Origin of the sequence: Dyella marensis (assembly GCF_900112865.1) — a bacterium.
Lineage (GTDB): Bacteria > Pseudomonadota > Gammaproteobacteria > Xanthomonadales > Rhodanobacteraceae > Dyella_D > Dyella_D marensis_A.
In genome coordinates this window covers 13,414-30,220 of record NZ_FONH01000010.1, presented here as the reverse complement: position 1 = coordinate 30,220, position 16,807 = coordinate 13,414, and the positions used below count along the sequence as shown (strand labels likewise).

The window sequence follows — 16,807 nt, the reverse complement described above, 5'->3', positions numbered from 1 at the left end:
CTTCAGCCTTACGGCTTCAGGCATTGCTGGCACTGGGCTTCATGGTTTCCATTTCAACAGGATGTGTTTCCGCCATGTCACTCGACGAACAGCAGGGCATCGCGCCGCCGGCCCAGACCCAGCAGGTCCCTCTTCATTTCAAGCGGCACAATTTCGAAGCGCAGTGCTACGACACCATCGGCTGCAGCGTCGCCTACAACGGCCGCTACCAGGTGCAGAAGGGCGCGGACGAGGTCTCGCCGCCCAAGCCGGCCGGCGACAACCGCAAGGCCTGGGGCTCGACCGAACTGGGCATCCGCAACTTTCCCGCACCGGCCGAGGTGCGCTGGAAGTCGAAGGACGGTTCGGCCCATGAGGCGCAGGTCGATATCGCCCGCATCTTCAAGGACGAGCTGATCTGGCACAAAGTGCCCAAGGCCGAGATGGCCGATTTCTATGAGGGCCCCGTCGCCGGGGCGCCGGACATCTACCTGGAAGTGGACGACCGCACCATCAACGTCTACACGGCGATGTTCATCCCCACCCGGAACGAGCAGATCCCGGGCAACAAAGACAGCGACTTCAGGAAGGACATCTTCCTGGTGTGGAGCAAGACCTACTAAAGGGAGTCGCAGTCATGGGCAAGGATAAGCACAAGCTTGGCGACGACGGCATCCTCGAGGACGGCGTAAGCACGTATCCCGCCGATGCCGCGAAGCTCAGGACCTATGAAACCGCCAGCCAGCAGCTGGCCGATTTCAAGGCGCCGGTTCTGCTTCAGTCAAACGACCCGCACCAGCGCGTCTTCGTCGCCGCGTTCGACGGCACCGGCAACGACATGCTCGGCGATCCCGAGCACGCCACCAACGTGGCCAAGATCAACCAGCAGATCCAGGAACTCAACGTGCACGGCGACCGGCGCATCGTGTCCGGCTACGTCGCCGGCCCGGGCACCCAGGACAGCGCGCTGCCCAAGCTGGTCGACGGCATGCGCGGCTACACCTACGAGCGACGCACCGAGGAGATGTACAAGCAGTTCATCGAGCAGGCCAAGGATTGGCGGCGCGAGGACCCGGACGCGAAGATCAGCGTGGTCAGCATCGGCTTCAGCCGCGGCGCCGAGCAGGCCGCCGGCTTCACCCGGCTGGTCGACGAACGAGGCATCCAGGATCCGAGCGGCGCGAAGTACAAATACGAATCGGACGGCATGATCAAGAGCGCGACCTATTCCAAGCCCGCGCTGGAAGGTCCCGGCAAGGTGGCCCAGGTCGAAGGCCTGTTCGATCCGGTCGGCACCGGCGTGCCGCAGAACCATGACCGCCGCCCGCCGCCGTCGGTGATTTCCGGTTTCCAGATCATCGCCGAGGACGAGCGCCGCCGCCTGTTCAAGGTCGACCACATCATTCCTCCCGGCACCTCCGGCGGCGACCGCTTCCTCGGCGTCACGGTGGCCGGCGCGCACTCGGACATCGGCGGCAGCTATCACCGCGACGGCCTGGCGGCGCGCAGCAACAACCTGATGGTCGACTACCTCAATGCCTTGAGCGACAAGCCGTACCTGCAAAAGAGCGTCGAACCGGACGATCCGCGCCTGAACGTGGTGCACCGTTCGGAGGAAGGCATGGCGCTGTACCGCTTTCGCCCGGTGGATCGCAACACGCCGGCCGGCTACAACACCGTGCTGGTGCCGAAGAGCCAGTGGAACGGCATCGGCGACCGCCAGAGCGCCGAGCCGCGCGACGAAGAACTCAGCGCCAGGTACACGCGCCAGAACGTCGCCATCGGCCCGAAGCCGGAGGCGCCCGGGCAGCCGATCGCGCCGAAGCCGTCGACCAGCGACCAGTTCGATGCGCTCACCCGCGCCGCGGCCAGCAAGGACGACGCCGCATCGAAGCAGGTCGCGCAGGCCTACGCGCAATCGAACGAGGGCCAGGCCCTGCTCGCGCAAGGCCAGCAGCTCAACCGCCAGCAGCAACAACAGCAACCGCAGCAGGCGACGCCCGAGGTGGCGCCGCAGGCGCAGCAGCCACCGACCCAGCAACAGCAAGGGCCTACGCTGAGGCATTGAACGCGAGCGAACGCAGATGAGCGAGGACGATATCAAGGCCATGGCGGTGAAGCTGGCGATGCTGGTCGACAGCTTCGAGACCCGTGGCGACAAGGTGGTGCAGCAGAACGTGCAGGCGGCGGAGACCATCCGCATGGCTGCGCAGAGCGTCAGCCAGGTCGCGCACGAGGTCTCCGCCAGCGCGGTGGAGGAATTCCGCCACGCCGCCGGCGCCACGCTCAGCCACGGGTTGCGCGAGCCGCTGGCGCAGGCGGAGAAGCACCTGGAAAGCGCCATGCTCGATGTGCGCAATGCCGCGGCGGATCTGCAGCAGCGCGTGAGCCAGGCCGGGCGCGTGCACACGGCGACGGCGTGGAAGGCCTTTATCGCCTGCGCGGTCGGCGGCCTGCTGGTGATCGGCGCGGCGGCCTATACGGTGATGCGCGCGCACACCGAACTGGCGAACGCGGCGTGGACGGCGCGCATCAATGCGGCGATCGCCGCGGGCAATCTGGCGCCGTGCGCGGATGGCGGGATCTGCGCGCGGGTGGATGGGAAGCGGTGGGTGCGGTTGGATCAGGTGCAGGAAGCACACCGTTAAGCCATCGCATAGGCGTAGGTTGGGGTGAGCCGGAGGCGAACCCCAACGAACCTCGCCATCCGCCCGCCACGTTGGGGTTCGCTGCGCTCACCCCAACCTACGCCGCTCCGCCCGGCCCCTCACTGCAGCCCTCTCCCCGGAGGGGAGAGGGAGTTGAAGCGCCGTGCCTTATTCCTTATGCACCGCCGCGCAGCTGGCGCTATCGCACTCGATATGCAGCGGCTCGCCGCCCGGGCAGTTCGCTTCCAGCATCGAGCGCGCGCCGTCGGCCATCACCACGTGCAACGCACGGTCGCACTGCCTGGACGCGGCCAGGTTCTGCGCCGCGTTGAAGGTGGCCGGGGCGATACGGTGGTCCAGGCTGGCCAGGTCGCTGTCGGCCGGCGGCACCGAGGCGGCGGCGCTGCCGCTGCCCATGGTCGCCGGCGCGCCGCCGTGCATGGCGGAGGCGTCGTAGCGCTTGTTGTAGGCGGTCACGCTGAGGTGGTCCGGATAGTGGTGCGCCGCGCCGTTGGTGAAGTCCACCACGATGCCGATCAGGCCGCCGAACAGCAGGTTGCCCCACACCATCCCGCGCGTACTGGCGTGATAGGTCTGCTGGGCGATCTGCGTACCATCCTTCTGGCAGGTCACGTCCAGCGCGCCATCGGAGCGGCGCACCTTGGCGGTGCCCGGCGTGGTGACGCTGACCGTGCCGCGGTCGTTGCTCAAGGTGCACTGCGCGGCGAGGCTGCCCTGGTCGGCCGCCTTGGTCTCCACGCTGACCTGCTGGTACTTGCCGCCCACGATGGTCGCGCACGACGACAGCAGGAGCGCGCATGCGGCGACGCATGCGGTCTGATAGATGCGATTCATGTTTTCCCCTGTTGCTTTGCTGCCCGCGCGCTCCCCCGGACGCCACCATGGCGCCCGCGCCGCGGGTTACTGCCGGAAGAGGTGTGGCTGCATCGAGCCCCGGTTCGATCGATCCCGGTCCCTGGGTGGGTACGTGCCTGGACGGCACGCGGCGCCATGGCGTCCGCCCTTCCCTGCGAACGCCATCACATTCTGGCAGATTTTGTGACGCAGCCCTTACGCCAGGCTTGCTGTCACGGTGTCGGCGAGAGCAACGCCGAGGGCATCGCCAGCACGTTCGCCGTATAGCTCTCCACCACCAGGCTGAAGGGGTGGTTGTCGCCGCTCACCAGCAGGGCGCGGTGCTGCAGCACGTGGGCGGGGATATCGAGTGGATGGCGCGTCGCCGGGGGCAGCGGCGTCCCCGCGTCCCAGCCCGCCGGCAGCGGCGACCACAGCAGTTCGGCAGCCAGCGTCTGCCGGCGGAAGTGCAGCGCCTGCACCACCTTGCCGAACGGCGTGTCGCTGTGGTCCAGCTCCTGGTTCATCGCCTCGCTGAGGCGCGAAGGCACGTACCAGTTGTCGGCCTCCGACAGCACCAGCCCGCCGCAGACCAGCTGCACCTGGCGGTAGCGCACCGGTTCGTCCATACCGATCGCCAACTGCTCGCGCGCACCTTCCGGCAGAGGTTTATCCGCGCCCTTGACCACCCGCGCGACCACCTTGGCGTCGCGCGCCAGGTGATGCGTGCCGCACCAGCGCTCCAGCGTCAGCGTGGCGCTCGGGTGGCTGAGCAGGTCGGCGTTGAGCGACTGCAGCATCGCCATCGCCTTCATGCGGCTGTACGGGTCGTCGACCCAGTGCGGGTCGGCCGGCTCGCGCGCGGTGGCGGTCAGCGAATACAGCAGCGGCAGCGCGACGATGCCGGCACGCGTGATCGAGGCGCTCAAATGGCGTTTCCTGTGCATCCGGCTCAGAGTCCCTTGGCCGCCTGCGCCACCGCGCGGAACAGCGCGCGGCCCTTGTTCATGGTCTCCTCCCACTCGGCGGTGGGATCGGAGTCGTAGACGATGCCGGCACCGGCCTGCACGTGCAGGCGGCCGTCCTGGATCACCGCGGTGCGGATGGCGATGGCGGTGTCCGCGTCGCCCCACCAGCCTATCCAGCCGATCGCGCCGGCGTAGATGTTGCGCTTGTACGGCTCCAGCTCCTGGATGATCTCCAGCGCGCGGATCTTCGGCGCGCCGCTGAGCGTGCCGGCGGGGAAGGTCGCCTTGAGCACATCCATGTAGCCGACCTCCGGGCGCACCTTGCCCTGCACCTGCGACACGATGTGCATCACGTGCGAGTAGCGCTCGACCACGAAGGATTCGCTCACTTCCACGCTGCCGGTCTCGCTGATGCGGCCGATGTCGTTGCGGCCCAGGTCGATCAGCATCACGTGCTCGGCGCGCTCCTTCGGATCGGCCAGCAGTTCCTCTTCCAGCGCCAGGTCTTCTGCTTCCGTGGCGCCGCGCCTGCGCGTGCCGGCCAGCGGGCGCACCACCACCTTGCCGTCCTTCAGGCGGGCCAGGATCTCCGGCGAGGAACCGACGATCTGGGTGTCGCCCAGGTCCACGAAATACATGTACGGCGACGGATTGAGCGCGCGCAGCGCGCGGTACACATCCACCGGGCGGGCGTTGAAGCCCACGCTCAGGCGCTGCGAAGGCACCACCTGGAAGATGTCGCCGGCGCGGATGTATTCCTTCGCGCGCTCGACCATCGCCTCGAATTCCTCCTTGGTGAAGGAGGATTTGAAATCGCCCTCGTCCAGCGCCACCGACTGGGTCAGCTGCGGATACGAGGCGCCGCCCTGGCGCAGGCGGTGCACCAGCGCGTCGAGGCGGCGCTGGGCTTCGGCGTAGGCGTGCGGCCTGGCCGGGTCGGCATGCACGATCAGGTACAGGCGGCCCTTGAGGTTGTCGAACACAGCGACTTCCTCGGCCAGCATCAGCAGCACGTCGGGCGTGCCCAGCTCGTCGGCGCGGTCCCAGCGCGCCAGGCGCGGCTCGATGTAGCCGATGGTCTCGAAACCGAAGTAGCCGACCAGGCCGCCGCTGAAGGCCGGCAGCTGCGGCAGACGCGGCACGTCGTACTGCCGGCGCAGTTTCTCGATCTCGCCCAGCGGGTCGTCCAGGTGGCGGCGCTCAGTGACTTCGCCGCTGTCTTCGACTTCCAGCTCGTGGCCGCGCAGGCGGTATACGCGGCGGGCCGGCAGACCGATGATCGAATAGCGTCCCCAGGTAGCCCCGCCCTCGACCGATTCGAACAGGAAGGTGTACGGGCCGTCGGCCAGCTTCAGGTACACCGACAGCGGCGTATCGAGGTCGGAAAACACCTCGCGCACCAGCGGGATGCGCGTGTGGCCCTGGGCGGCCAGCGCGTCGAACTGCTCTCGTGAAATCACGTTCGGGGAATCCGGGAAGCCATGCGGGAGACACTCAAGGCGGCCATTGTAGACATAGGCGTGCAGCGAACCGAAGGGGCCGCGGAGCTTGTGCTTGTGGCCTTCCCGCGCCACGCCTACCCTTGGGCGGATCGGCGCGCCATCCTGGGTGCGCCTCCCGGTGGAATGCGATATGGATCAGTACTGCCTCGTGCTCACCGGTCGCCTGCTGCCGGGCCACGATCCGGCCAGCGCGCACGCGCGCATGGCCGAGGCCTTCGGCATGCAGGACGCGGATTTCCGCCAGCGGGTGTTCGAGCGCGCGCCGCTGCTGATCCGGCGCGGGCTGGAGCTGGCCGCCGCGCAGGCGCAGGCCGCGCAGTTGGAAGGCATGGGCGTGGAAGCGCGGCCGGAGCCGGACCAGGCCGCGCTGGTCTGGCTGCTGCGCGCGGGACAGACCCGCGGCCCGCTGCCGGAAGCCGCGCTGGACCGCTACGCCGAGCCGGGCGACCAGTGGTGCCATGACGGCGGCCAGCAGTGGTTCGCCTGGTCGCCGGCGGCGTCCGGCGAACCGTTGCCGCCGCCGCTGCCCACCGACGCGAGCGCTGCCGTGCCGCCTCCGATCCCCGCGAGCACCACGCCGGAGCGTCCTCGCGGCACGCTGGGCTGGGCCATCGCCGCGACCGTCTTCGCCGCGCTGAGCCTGTACTGGCACGTGCTGGCCCCGTTCGCCGTGCTGGCGGCGCTGGCGGTCCTGCTGTGGATCGTGCGCCGCCCCGGCGCGCCCGGCCGCGGCTGGGCCATCGCCGCGCTGCTGGTCGGCGCGGCAGGCGTGACGGTGTGGATGCACCAGCCCATCGAACCGGCAGCGCCGGCCGCCGCGCAGGCCTACGTGCCGCGCCCGCTGCAGCCGCTGGAATTCGAGGATGACGATGACGACGGCGCGCAGATCGTCACCAGCGCCAACGCCGGCCAATGCGCCGCCGCCGCGCCCTCGCCGCGCGGCGACGAGGACCGCTTCCTGCTCACCGGCGGCCAGCGCCTGCTCACCGGGCGGGCGCAGCGCAAGGGCGATACCTATGTGGCGGAGGCAGCGGCGAGCTTCGACCGCGCATGCCACCCGGCAAGCCTGCAGTTGTATGTATTCCGCAGCGGGGTGTTCATCGGCACCGCGCTGGAGGATGCCGCGGGCGCGGCGGAGGAGAAGCTGGCGGATTTCCAGCTGGCCGACGAGCAGCACCTGAGCATCACGCTGGTGCCGTGCAAGGCGCAGGGCGCCGATTGCGGTACGCCCGACAAGAAGCAGGCGGAATTGCTGCACCAGGGCGGCGGCTGGATCGTGCGTCAGGTGGCGCTAGCCAAGCCCTGATCCGGCGGATTCGACGTAGGTTGGGGTGAGCCGCAGGCGAACCCCAACATGGCGAAACGCATGAACGTGCCGATGTTGGGGTTCGCCTGCGGCTCACCCCAACCTACAGCCGTTGGCGTGGCATGCCTTGCAGGCGGAGCGTAAAAGCCACGCCGCTGCCGTCCTCGAGATTGCGCGCCGACGCCACGCCGTGATGGCGCTCGGCCACCAGCCGCACCACATACAGCCCCAGGCCCAGGTGCGGCACATCGCCCGGCTTCGCCTTGTCGCGCAGGCTCACCAGCGAATCGAACAAACGCCCCTGCATCGCCGCCGGCAATGGCTCGCCCTGGTTGGCCAGCTCGATCTCGGCGGCATCGCCGTCCGCGCGCAGGCTCAGCCGCATCCAGCCGCCTTCCGGGGTGAACGACAACGCGTTGTCGAACAGCTTGTCCAGCGCCTGCGCGATCAGCTCCGGCGCGCAGTGCAGGCGCAGCGGCGTGTCCGGCAGCAGGCCTTCCAGGCGGCGCGTGCCGGCCAGCGGGCGGTAGGCCTCGGCGCAGCCGCGCACCACTTCGACCAGGTCCACGTCCTCCGGCTCCGCCGCGGCGATCGCGCGTTCCATCCGGCTGGCTTCGCTCATCGCGCGCACCAGGGTGCCCAGGCGCGCCACGCCGTCGCGGGCGCGGGCCAGGTAGGGCGCGGCCTCGGGCGGCAGGGCGTCGCGGTCGACCAGGGCGTGTTCGAGGTTATCCAGCGAGGACTTCACGATCGCCAGCGGCGTATTGAGCTCGTGCGACAGCTTGGAGGCGAGCGTGCGCAGATAGTCGGTATAGCCGCCCACCACTTCGAACAGGCGCTCGAAGCTGCGTGCCAGGTCGCCGATCTCGTCCTGCGCGTCAGTCATCGGGAAGCGCGCCAGCATCTGGCCGTCCAGACGTCCATCGTTGGCCTGCGCCCGCTCGGCGGCATCGCGCAGGCGCGACAGACGCAGGCTCAGACGCGTGGCGAAGGCCAGCAGGATCGCACCGGCCACCAGCAGCACGCCGAAGCTGGTCGCCAGAAGACCCAACAGGGCGCGATTGGCCAACAGCGGCACCGCGCGGCTGGCCTGTTCCAACAGCAGCACGCCCTGCACCTTGCCGCCCTGCTCCACCGGCACCGCCGCGGCCAGCACCACGCTGCCGCGCCCTTCGCCCTGTCGCCACAGCGTGGCCGGCGTGCCGGCGGCGGCGGCGTTCACTTCATGCACGTCCAGGCGCGGCGCGTCGTCGGTCCAGGGCTCGGCATCCTCCAGCTGGTTGGCCAGCAGCGAGCGGTAGACCAGCGCGGCGAACCAGCCCGGCTGCTCGCCGGCCGGCACCGCGGTGTTGCCCATGCGCCCGCTGCGCGCCAGCAGCCAACCCTGCGGCGCCAGCACGCGGGCGCGCACGTTCTCCGGCGCAAGCTGGGCCAGTTCGCGGGACAGCTCCCTGGAATAGCCCAGCAGCGGCCGCACGTCCGCCGCCTGCGGATCGCCGTCCGGCGCTGAGGCGTCATAGATGCCCACACCCAGGCCATCCAGGCCGAGCGAGCGCGGCAGCCGCAGCTCCACGCGATAGCCGCTGCCGTCTTCCTGCCACTGCGTGGCGATCCATTCGGGAAAATGCTGCACGGCCGGATCCAGCGGCCGCGCCGTGGCCGGCCCCGGCGCGGAGCTGGCGATCAGGTAGCGGCGCAGCTGGCCGTCCTTGCGCAGGCCCAGGATCAGGTGATCGGCCGCCAGCGCGTTGGCGTCGGCCGCATCGGCGCGGGTGCGGTGGGTGCTGCGCACGTCGACGTAGACATACAGCCAGTCCGCGTCCTCGGCGAGCAGCAGCTTGCCGCGCTTGTCCAGCGCCTGGCTCCAGGGCGTGAGCGGCGCCCAGTCGTCACCGTAGCCGTCGACGGTGATCGGATTGACCGCCTGCTGCACATACCAGCCCGCACCGCCGGGCGGCAGCGGCGCATGCGTCGCCACCAGGCTGCGCGCCACCGCGCGCGCCGACGCCACCAGCGCCTGCGCCTGGCCTTCGCGCAACAGCGTTTCCATCTGGCGCACGTACAGCCACCCGGCCACGGGCAGGGCCAGGGTGCACAGGGCGACGAGAAGGAGCTTGCGGCGGAGGGTCATCTGAGAGCTGGGAATAGAGAATGGAGAATAGTGAATAGGAAAAGCGAGGCGCGACAAGCTTGCGGGATGCCGCTTTTCCCTATTCCCGATTCTCTATTCCCGATTCCCTCAAGGACGCCAACGATACCCGACGCCGTGCACGGTCTCGATCGCGTCGAATTCCGGCGCCACCGCGATGAACTTCTTGCGGATGCGCTTGATGTGCGAGGTGATGGTGGCGTCGTCCACCACCAGCTCGGCCTCGCGCATCAGCTGGTCGCGGTTCTTCACGTGGCCGGGGAAGCGCACCAGGGTGTGCACCATCCAGAACTCGGTGACGGTGAGCGGGATCTCTTCGTTGTTCCAGGTGATGCGCATGCGCTCGGATTCGAGCTTGAGCGGGCCATGCTCGATCACCGTCTCGCTGGAAGCCGGCGCCTTCATCGACTCGATGCGGCGGAACAGCGCGGCGATGCGCGCGGCCAGCTGGTGCAGGCTGGTGTCCTTGCTGAGGTAATCGTCGGCGCCCAGACGCAGGCCGGAGATCACGTCGAAATCCGAATCGCGCGCAGTGAGGAAGATGATCGGCAGCGTGGGCGATTTCGCGCGCAGCTCGCGGCACAGGTCGAAGCCGCCTTCCGGCTCGTCGCCCAGGCCGATGTCGATGATCACCAGCTCCGGCAGGCGCATGGCGAAGGCGGTCGAGGCCTCCCGGCGCGAACCATAGCCGCGCGTGTCGTAGCCGAAGCGGTTGAGCGCCTCGACGTAGTTGGCGCGGATCAACGGTTCGTCTTCGACAATGGCGATGCTGCGGCCCATGGAGCGTTCCCTCTCGGTGCGGATGGCGCGCAGGGTGCTATGCCCACTCGCGCGGCGCAAGGCGGGGACCCCTGCTGCCCGGGATTTGCCAGACGCCGTCGCCCGATCGCCCGTACCCCGCCGGGCCGCGCGCCCGCCGGCGGCGCCTCATAGGCACCACTTCGCCCCCCCTCGGATACGCGCCATGGACAAGCCCGAACCCACCGATCCCAACGCCGAACTGCGCGGCTTCGAACCCCTGCGCGTGGTGCTGGCCCTCGGCGCCCTGCTGCTGGGCCTGGTGATGAGCATCCACTGACGACCGTTCTGAAGTGAGCTGCCGTGGAAGGCATGGCGGCCGGCGTGCAAGGAAGCGCGCCAGGCCGCCGGGGCAAGGAGCCAGGTCCCGACAGCCACCCGATGTGCCCCTTCCCGTCCCCCTCTGTGACGGTGAGTTCCGCCCCGCTCCCCAGCGGGGCTTTTTTCTTGCGCGGAAATATTTTCGCTTTGCAAGGAACCAACGCGGGAATGGCCGGTCAGAACTTGCGGCTGCGCCCGAATCCATTGCCGTGGAACACGCAAGGAGCGGCGGGCGCGGCCAGCGTGGTCTCCTCTGAACGTCGTTCCGACGTCTTTATCCCGGCGCTTCCCCTGCGCCGGGATTTTTATTGCCTCAGGCCCCGAGCTGCTTGTGCATGGCCTCGATTACCGCCCGGTAGTCCGGCGCGTTGAAGACGGCCGAGCCCGCCACGAAGGTGTCCGCGCCGGCGGCGCCGATCTGGCCGATGTTGTCCGCGGTGACGCCGCCGTCCACTTCCAGGCGGATCGCGCGGCCGCTCTCGTCGATGCGGCGGCGCACCTCGCGCAGCTTCTCCAGCGCGTGCGGGATGAACTTCTGGCCGCCGAAGCCGGGATTGACCGACATGATCAGCACCAGGTCGAGCTTGTCCAGCACATGGTCCAGCCAGTTCAGCGGCGTCGCCGGGTTGAACACCAGGCCGGCCTGGCAGCCGGAATCCTTGATCAGGCCGATGGTGCGGTCCACGTGCTCGCTGGCTTCCGGATGAAAGCTGATCACGCTCGCGCCCGCCTTGGCGAAGTCCGGCACGATGCGGTCCACCGGCCTGACCATCAGGTGCACGTCGATCGGCGCGGTGATGCCGTAGTCGCGCAGCGCCTTGAGCACCATCGGGCCCATGGTCAGGTTGGGCACGTAATGGTTGTCCATCACGTCGAAATGCACCCAGTCCGCGCCGGCGGCCAGGGCCTTGGCGGTGTCCTCGCCCAGGCGGGCGAAGTCGGCGGAGAGGATCGAGGGGGCGATGACGTTGGGCTGCTTCATGGTCGGGCGAACTTCGAAGGGAAAATCGGGAAAGAGCCTAGCACCGCCGCCCGCGCTTACTTGAAGCCGCGCTCGGCCTTGATCCGCTCATACGCCGCATTGATCTCGCTGGCACGCGCTTCGGCCCGCTTGCGCATGTCCTCGGGCAGGTCGCCCAGGCGGTCCGGATGGTGCTCGGAGATCAGCTTGCGGTAGGCGCGCTTGACGGCGCGGTCGTCGACGTCGCGACCGATGCCCAGCACGGTGTAGGGATCGGGACCGCTGGTATTGCGCTGCGGCGGCACGTAGCCATTGCCGTTGCCATAACCCTGGCCGCGATAGTTGGCGCCGGCGTTCCAGGCGTAGCCCTTCATGGCCATCAGCGCCATCAGCTCCATGTCGCTGACGCGCAGGGCGAAGGCCAGCTGGCGCAGGATCGCCATCTTTTCCGGCGCGGGGTTGCCCTCGGCCAGCACGGTGTCGATCACCACGTCCAGCACCGGAAAGGCATGGTCGCGGCGCACGCCGACCCACTGGCGCAGTTCGTCGATGGCCGGCGTCACGTCGAATTCCGGCGCCTTGCCGGCATTGAACGCGGTGACCGCCTGCTGGCGCTGCTCGGCGCTCAGGCCCATGCGCGACATCAGGCGCTCGGCGACGGCGATCTCCGCTTCGGAGACGCGCCCGTCCGACTTGGCCACCGCGCCCAGCAGCGCGAACAGCGGCCCGATGTAGCCGCCCGCCGTCGGCGCGCGGCGGCGCTGGGTCTGGCGCATGCTGTCGATGATGAAGCCGACCACGCCGCCGGCGATCATGGTGGTCAGGCTGTGGCCGAAGACCAGGCCGAGGAACGCCAGCAGCAGGGTCCAGGAGATGTTCATGGCTGCGCCTTCGCCGGTGCCTGCTGGCTGTACCAGCGAGCCAGTTCGTCCAGGTCCGCCTCGCTCACCGGGCCGATCGCCGCCTGCATGATCGGCGCCTTGCGGCGGCCGTCGCGGTACTGGCGCAGGGCCTCGCGCAGGTAGTCGGCCTTCTGCCCGGCCAGGTGCGGCGCGCCGGGAATCTGCGCGATGCCGGTTTCGCCATGGCAGGCCGCGCACAGGCCGAGCCGCGCCGGCTTGGGCGGCGTTGCGGCATGGGCGGGGAAGCTGGCGGCGAGGACGAGTACCGCGGTCAGGGCGAAGCGCATCGGCGACACGTGGAATGGAAGGTGGGAAGGGGCTAAAGACTCCCATACTAGCAGCCCCCGCGAGGCCGATCCGCCCTCCGCCGCCGCTACAATGACGGGCTTGCCCCGCCCGACCTTCCGAGGAGCCCGCCGTGCCCACCACCTTGCTGCAATCCGATCTGCCCGGCCTGGAGCTGCTCCACCGCGGCAAGGTGCGCGACGTTTATGCGCTGCCGGGCAACCGCCTGCTGATCGTGGCCAGCGACCGCCTGTCGGCCTTCGACGTGGTGCTGCCCGACCCGATCCCCGGCAAGGGCGAGATGCTCACGCAGATCTCCAACTTCTGGTTCGGCAAGACCGGACACCTGGTGCCCAATCACCTGCTGCACACGCCGCTGGGCGAAGTGCTGCCGGCCGGCACCGACCTGGCGCTGTACGACAAGCGCGCCGTGGTCACGCGCCGCCTGAAGCCGGTGCCGGTGGAGGCGATCGCGCGCGGTTATCTGATCGGCTCGGGCTGGAAGGACTACCAGGCCACCGGCGCGGTGTGCGGCATCCGGCTGCCGGCGGGCCTCAAGCAGGCGCAGCAGTTGCCGGAACCGATCTTCACCCCGTCGACCAAGGCCGCCGTCGGCGACCACGACGAGAACGTCAGCTTCGACGCGGTGGTCGCCGCGGTCGGCGCGGAGCTCGCCGGGCAGGTGCGCGATGCCACCCTGACCATCTACAAGTGGGCCGCCGCCTATGCCGCCGAGCGCGGCATCATCCTGGCCGACACCAAGCTGGAATTCGGCACCGACGAGCACGGCAAGCTCTACGTGATGGACGAGATGCTCACGCCAGATTCCTCGCGCTACTGGCCGGCGGACGAATACCAGGTCGGCATCAGCCCGCCCAGCTACGACAAGCAGTTCGTGCGCGATTATCTGGAAACGCTGGACTGGAACAAAAAGGCCCCCGGTCCGCGCGTGCCCGCCGAGGTGATCGAGCGCACCGCCGCCAAGTACGCCGAGGCGCTGCGCCGCATCGCCGACATCCGGCTGGACTGACGCCGCCATGCGCACCGAACCGCGCAGCGGCATGGGCCCGTGGCTGGACAGCTACGCCGGCGACCATCGCCATCCGCTCAACCAGCGGCTGCACGAAGTGTGCGTGCCGCTGATCCTGTGGAGCGCCATCGCCCTGCTGTGGACGATCCCGGTGCCGGCCCTGCTCGGCCGCCCGGGTTTCTGGTCGGTCGGCGCGCAGGTGCTGGCCTTCGCCTGGTACTGGAAGCATTCGCGGCGCCTGGCCGGCGCGATGCTGCTCGCCTTCGTGCTGCTGGACCTGCTCACCGCGTGGGTGTTCGCGCAATACGGCGCGGGCACGCTGCGCTGGAGCGCGGTGGCGGTGTTCGCCGTGGCCTGGGTCGGCCAGTTCGTCGGCCACGCCATCGAAGGGCGCCGCCCCAGCTTCCTCACCGACCTCTCCTACCTGCTGGTCGGCCCGGCCTGGCTGATGGACAAGCTGCTGCGCCGCCTGGGCCTGGGCGGGGAGCAGGCATGAACACCTTCCTGATCCTGCTCAGCAGCCTGCTGTGGTGGGTGCTCTACAGCAGCATCGGCGCGCTGTTCGTGGCGATCATCGCCTGGGCGGTGCTGCGCTGGATCGAGCGCTGCCCGCCGGTATTCAACCGCACCTACCTGGCCTGCCTGCTGTGGATGCTGCTGGACGTGATCGTCGGCGGCTCGGTGCTGATGAAGCACGGCGCGCAGGCCGACCCGCTGGCGCAGCTGCATACCTTCGGCTGGCGCGCCGCGATCGTGCTGAACATGCTGATCGGCGCTGGACTGCTGTGGCGGCTGGTGCCGCGCATCGATGCGCGGCGGATCAAGCCGACCAGCGCCTGCCTGGCGGTGGCGGTGATCATGCTGGTGGCGTTCGGCGCGATCACCAGCCTGCAAGCGTAGGTTGGGGTGAGCCGCAGGCGAACCCCAACATTGCCGCACCCGAACGCCTCGTATTGTTGGGGTTCGCCTGCGGCTCACCCCAACCTACATCAGCGTTGATAGACCTGCTCGTTCGCCTTGCGCACCGCCTCGACAAAATTCTGGAACGGCAGGTCGGTGATGCCGACCAGGCCGACGTGCGCATTCTCGCCGTCGAGCGCGCGGCCGCTGACCGGCTGGTCGGTGTATTCGAACCAGTGCGCGCCGACCACGTTGGGGTCCTTCGCCGCCGCCTGCACGTAGCGCGCGTACGCCTCGCCGCGCTGCGCCTCGTTCCATACCGGCACCACGCCGCGGCCGAACGGGCCGCGGTCGTCCGAGCCGAAGTGGAATTCGGTGAACATCACCGGCTTGCCGAGTCTGGCGATCGCCGCCATGTCCGCGCCGTGCTGCGGCACGTCGGTGTAGGCGTTGAAGCTCATCACGTCGCAGTAGCGCGCGCAGGCGGCGACGGCTTCCGGCGTGTTCACCGCGAAGCGGCCGCCCAGGAACAGGTGATGGGCGTCGTGCCGATGCAGCGCCTCGGTGACCACGCGGAAATACTGCTCGGCATACTGCCGCAGCCATGCGCTGTAGTCGGCGGCGATCGCCGGATGCGCCTCGCCCGGCAGCGGTGCGTTGTAGCCGGTGGCGTTGAGCGCATCCCATGACGGCAGCTCGATGCCCCACGCGGCGGCCAGCTTCGCCGGCTCGCCGTACTTGCGCTTGAGCGCGGCGATGAAGGCCTGCTTGGCGTCGCTGCGCGCTTCGCCGCGCAGCGTGCCCAGCGCAAGCCCCCAGCGCCCCTGCGGTCCCGCGCCGGCCCAGGCCAGTTCGTTGTCGCTGAAATAGCCGAGCAGCCAGGGATCGTCCTGCGCATCCCGGGTCGCTTTCACCGCGGCGGCTTCGGCGGCCTGCGCGAAGCGCGGATCGAACGGATCGGGCATGCGCCCCCAGTAGTCGTAGCCGCTGGAGACATTGCCGAACACGCCTTCCACTTCGATCGAGCGGGTGTAGGCCAGGCGGTTCGTGCGCTCCTTCGCCAGCGCCTCGTCGCTCCAGTTGCCCAGCGTGTTGAAACCCCAGGCGCGCAGGCGCGCGGTGCTGCGCGCCAGCCAGGCCTGCTTCCAGTTCGCGCCGTCCAGGCGATACAGATTGGCCGCATAGAAATCGAACCAGCGCCCATGGTTGTAGCCGATGCCGGCGGTGGCCGCCGCATCGGGCGCGCGGTTGTCGCTGTCGCCGTAGAAAGCTTGCCAGGCGCCACTGTCGGACGGCAGGCCGCTGAACATCCACTCGCGTCCCTGCACGTAGCTGCGCTGTTCCGTCACTACCGCGTTGACGCCCAGCGAAAAGAACGCATGGCCTTCCGGCGTCACCAGCTGCCAGCGGCCGTCGCGGCGCTCGGTGCGGAACCAGCCGGTGGCCTTGAACGCCGGCACGTCCTGGCGGCCGCCGTAGCGGTCGCGCTGCAGGTTCGAAGGGTGTTCGCCCAGTGCAGCCTGGGCTTTCGCCTGCGCGGCGCGCAGAGCGGCGTCGCTGCCTATCTTCTCCGGCCACTGGCCGCGCGTGTACTGGCCATAGCCATCGACGATGGCGGTGTAGGCGCTGCGCAGCGCCGCATCGCCGGCGACGGTCTCGAGCTTGCCGAACAGCAGGGTCTGCGCCGCCTGCGGCGCGGGCATGCTCAAGCGCACCGCGGCGACCTGATGCGCATCCAGCTGGCCTTCCACCGTGGTGGCGACCAGCAGCCGCTGGCCGTTGCTGTCGTACGGCATCGGCGGCCCCACCTGCATGCCCTGCGCGCGCGGCGAGGCGGCATGCAGCGGCACTACCACGGTCTGCGCGGGCCCGGCCGGAATGCCCACCGTCGCGTGCAGCGCCTGATCCTTGCCGGCGCCGTCGATATCGATGCGCAGCGTCACCGCCCAGTCCATGCCGTTCTGTACGCGCAGGCGCAGCTCGCCCTGGCCGGTCCAGTCCCATGCGCCTTGTGCCGGTGCAATAGTCAGCTGCGGCGCCGCGGCGGGCTGGAACACGAAAGGCAGCAGCACCACCGCGCCATCGCGCACTTCATGCGCACTGCGCTGCACCTGGGCCAGCGCGACCTTGGCGGAGGGCTGGCCGAGATCGGCCAGTTGCCCGGCCATGGCCGGCTCGCCGCATGCGACGAGCATCAAGAAGG

The 16,807-nt window shown here is 69.2% G+C and carries 16 protein-coding genes; 7 read left to right on the top strand and 9 right to left on the bottom strand.

Going from position 1 to position 16,807, the window contains the following annotated elements; genetic code table 11:
* Positions 1-74: 74 nt before the first annotated feature.
* The 3 genes from BM172_RS13815 to BM172_RS13805 are packed head-to-tail and all read left to right on the top strand — an operon-like array spanning position 75 to position 2,627.
* The gene (locus BM172_RS13815) at positions 75-602 is read left to right on the top strand and encodes a hypothetical protein (protein ID WP_051548356.1); all 528 of its coding nucleotides are present in this window, start codon (positions 75-77) and stop codon (positions 600-602) included.
* Positions 603-616: 14 nt separating this feature from the next.
* Entirely contained in the window at positions 617-2,047 is a 1,431-nt protein-coding gene (locus tag BM172_RS13810; RefSeq protein ID WP_051548357.1) for a phospholipase effector Tle1 domain-containing protein, read from the top strand.
* 16 nt (positions 2,048-2,063) lie between these two features.
* On the top strand, positions 2,064-2,627 hold the full coding sequence (locus tag BM172_RS13805; protein WP_026633867.1) for a hypothetical protein: 564 nt from the start codon (positions 2,064-2,066) through the stop codon (positions 2,625-2,627).
* A 168-nt stretch (positions 2,628-2,795) separates the two neighbouring features.
* Here the strand turns inward: BM172_RS13805 and BM172_RS13800 are convergent, their stop codons facing one another.
* From BM172_RS13800 to trpE, 3 genes are all read right to left on the bottom strand, one after another.
* Positions 2,796-3,482 carry a hypothetical protein gene (locus BM172_RS13800; protein ID WP_051548358.1) on the bottom strand — a complete coding sequence of 229 codons (687 nt, stop codon included), beginning with the start codon at positions 3,480-3,482 and terminating at the stop codon, positions 2,796-2,798.
* A 233-nt stretch (positions 3,483-3,715) separates the two neighbouring features.
* On the bottom strand, positions 3,716-4,411 hold the full coding sequence (locus BM172_RS13795) for a hypothetical protein (RefSeq protein ID WP_231504123.1): 696 nt from the start codon (positions 4,409-4,411) through the stop codon (positions 3,716-3,718).
* Positions 4,412-4,434: 23 nt separating this feature from the next.
* Positions 4,435-5,910, bottom strand: a complete 1,476-nt coding sequence (gene trpE / locus BM172_RS13790) for an anthranilate synthase component I (protein WP_026633869.1) — start codon at positions 5,908-5,910, stop codon at positions 4,435-4,437.
* Between the two features lie 172 nt (positions 5,911-6,082).
* On the opposite strand from trpE, the gene BM172_RS13785 reads away from it, so the two are divergent.
* On the top strand, positions 6,083-7,258 hold the full coding sequence (locus BM172_RS13785) for a hypothetical protein (protein ID WP_026633870.1): 1,176 nt from the start codon (positions 6,083-6,085) through the stop codon (positions 7,256-7,258).
* A gap of 103 nt (positions 7,259-7,361) precedes the next feature.
* Here BM172_RS13785 and BM172_RS13780 read toward each other — a convergent pair whose 3' ends face one another.
* The 5 genes from BM172_RS13780 to BM172_RS13755 all read right to left on the bottom strand — a co-directional run bounded on the left by BM172_RS13780 (position 7,362) and on the right by BM172_RS13755 (position 12,676).
* Positions 7,362-9,389, bottom strand: coding sequence for an ATP-binding protein (locus BM172_RS13780; protein WP_026633871.1), 2,028 nt, complete (start codon positions 9,387-9,389; stop codon positions 7,362-7,364).
* Positions 9,390-9,497: 108 nt separating this feature from the next.
* Positions 9,498-10,187 (bottom strand): proteobacterial dedicated sortase system response regulator, encoded by a 690-nt coding sequence (gene pdsR, locus BM172_RS13775; protein WP_026633872.1) that lies wholly within the window; start codon positions 10,185-10,187, stop codon positions 9,498-9,500.
* A 652-nt stretch (positions 10,188-10,839) separates the two neighbouring features.
* Positions 10,840-11,508 carry a ribulose-phosphate 3-epimerase gene (rpe, locus tag BM172_RS13765; RefSeq protein ID WP_026633873.1) on the bottom strand — a complete coding sequence of 223 codons (669 nt, stop codon included), beginning with the start codon at positions 11,506-11,508 and terminating at the stop codon, positions 10,840-10,842.
* A 56-nt stretch (positions 11,509-11,564) separates the two neighbouring features.
* Positions 11,565-12,368, bottom strand: a complete 804-nt coding sequence (gene djlA / locus BM172_RS13760) for a co-chaperone DjlA (RefSeq protein WP_026633874.1) — start codon at positions 12,366-12,368, stop codon at positions 11,565-11,567.
* Entirely contained in the window at positions 12,365-12,676 is a 312-nt protein-coding gene (locus BM172_RS13755) for a c-type cytochrome (RefSeq protein WP_026633875.1), read from the bottom strand. The genes djlA and BM172_RS13755 overlap by 4 nt, the downstream gene beginning before the upstream one ends.
* Before the next feature lie 131 nt (positions 12,677-12,807).
* Here BM172_RS13755 and BM172_RS13750 point away from each other — a divergent pair, with 131 nt between their 5' ends.
* From BM172_RS13750 to BM172_RS13740, 3 genes are read left to right on the top strand one after another with little or no spacing between them, the layout of a single operon-like run.
* Complete coding sequence (locus BM172_RS13750) at positions 12,808-13,704, top strand: phosphoribosylaminoimidazolesuccinocarboxamide synthase (RefSeq protein ID WP_026633876.1); 897 nt, start codon at positions 12,808-12,810, stop codon at positions 13,702-13,704.
* Between the two features lie 7 nt (positions 13,705-13,711).
* Positions 13,712-14,200, top strand: a complete 489-nt coding sequence (locus tag BM172_RS13745) for an Mpo1 family 2-hydroxy fatty acid dioxygenase (RefSeq protein WP_026633877.1) — start codon at positions 13,712-13,714, stop codon at positions 14,198-14,200.
* Positions 14,197-14,604, top strand: a complete 408-nt coding sequence (locus BM172_RS13740) for a hypothetical protein (RefSeq protein WP_026633878.1) — start codon at positions 14,197-14,199, stop codon at positions 14,602-14,604. Before BM172_RS13745 ends, BM172_RS13740 begins: the two co-directional genes overlap by 4 nt.
* Positions 14,605-14,693: 89 nt before the next feature.
* Here BM172_RS13740 and BM172_RS13735 read toward each other — a convergent pair whose 3' ends face one another.
* Positions 14,694-16,772: a beta-agarase gene (locus BM172_RS13735; protein WP_231504124.1), complete on the bottom strand. Its 2,079-nt coding sequence runs from the start codon at positions 16,770-16,772 to the stop codon at positions 14,694-14,696.
* Positions 16,773-16,807 lie beyond the last annotated feature (35 nt).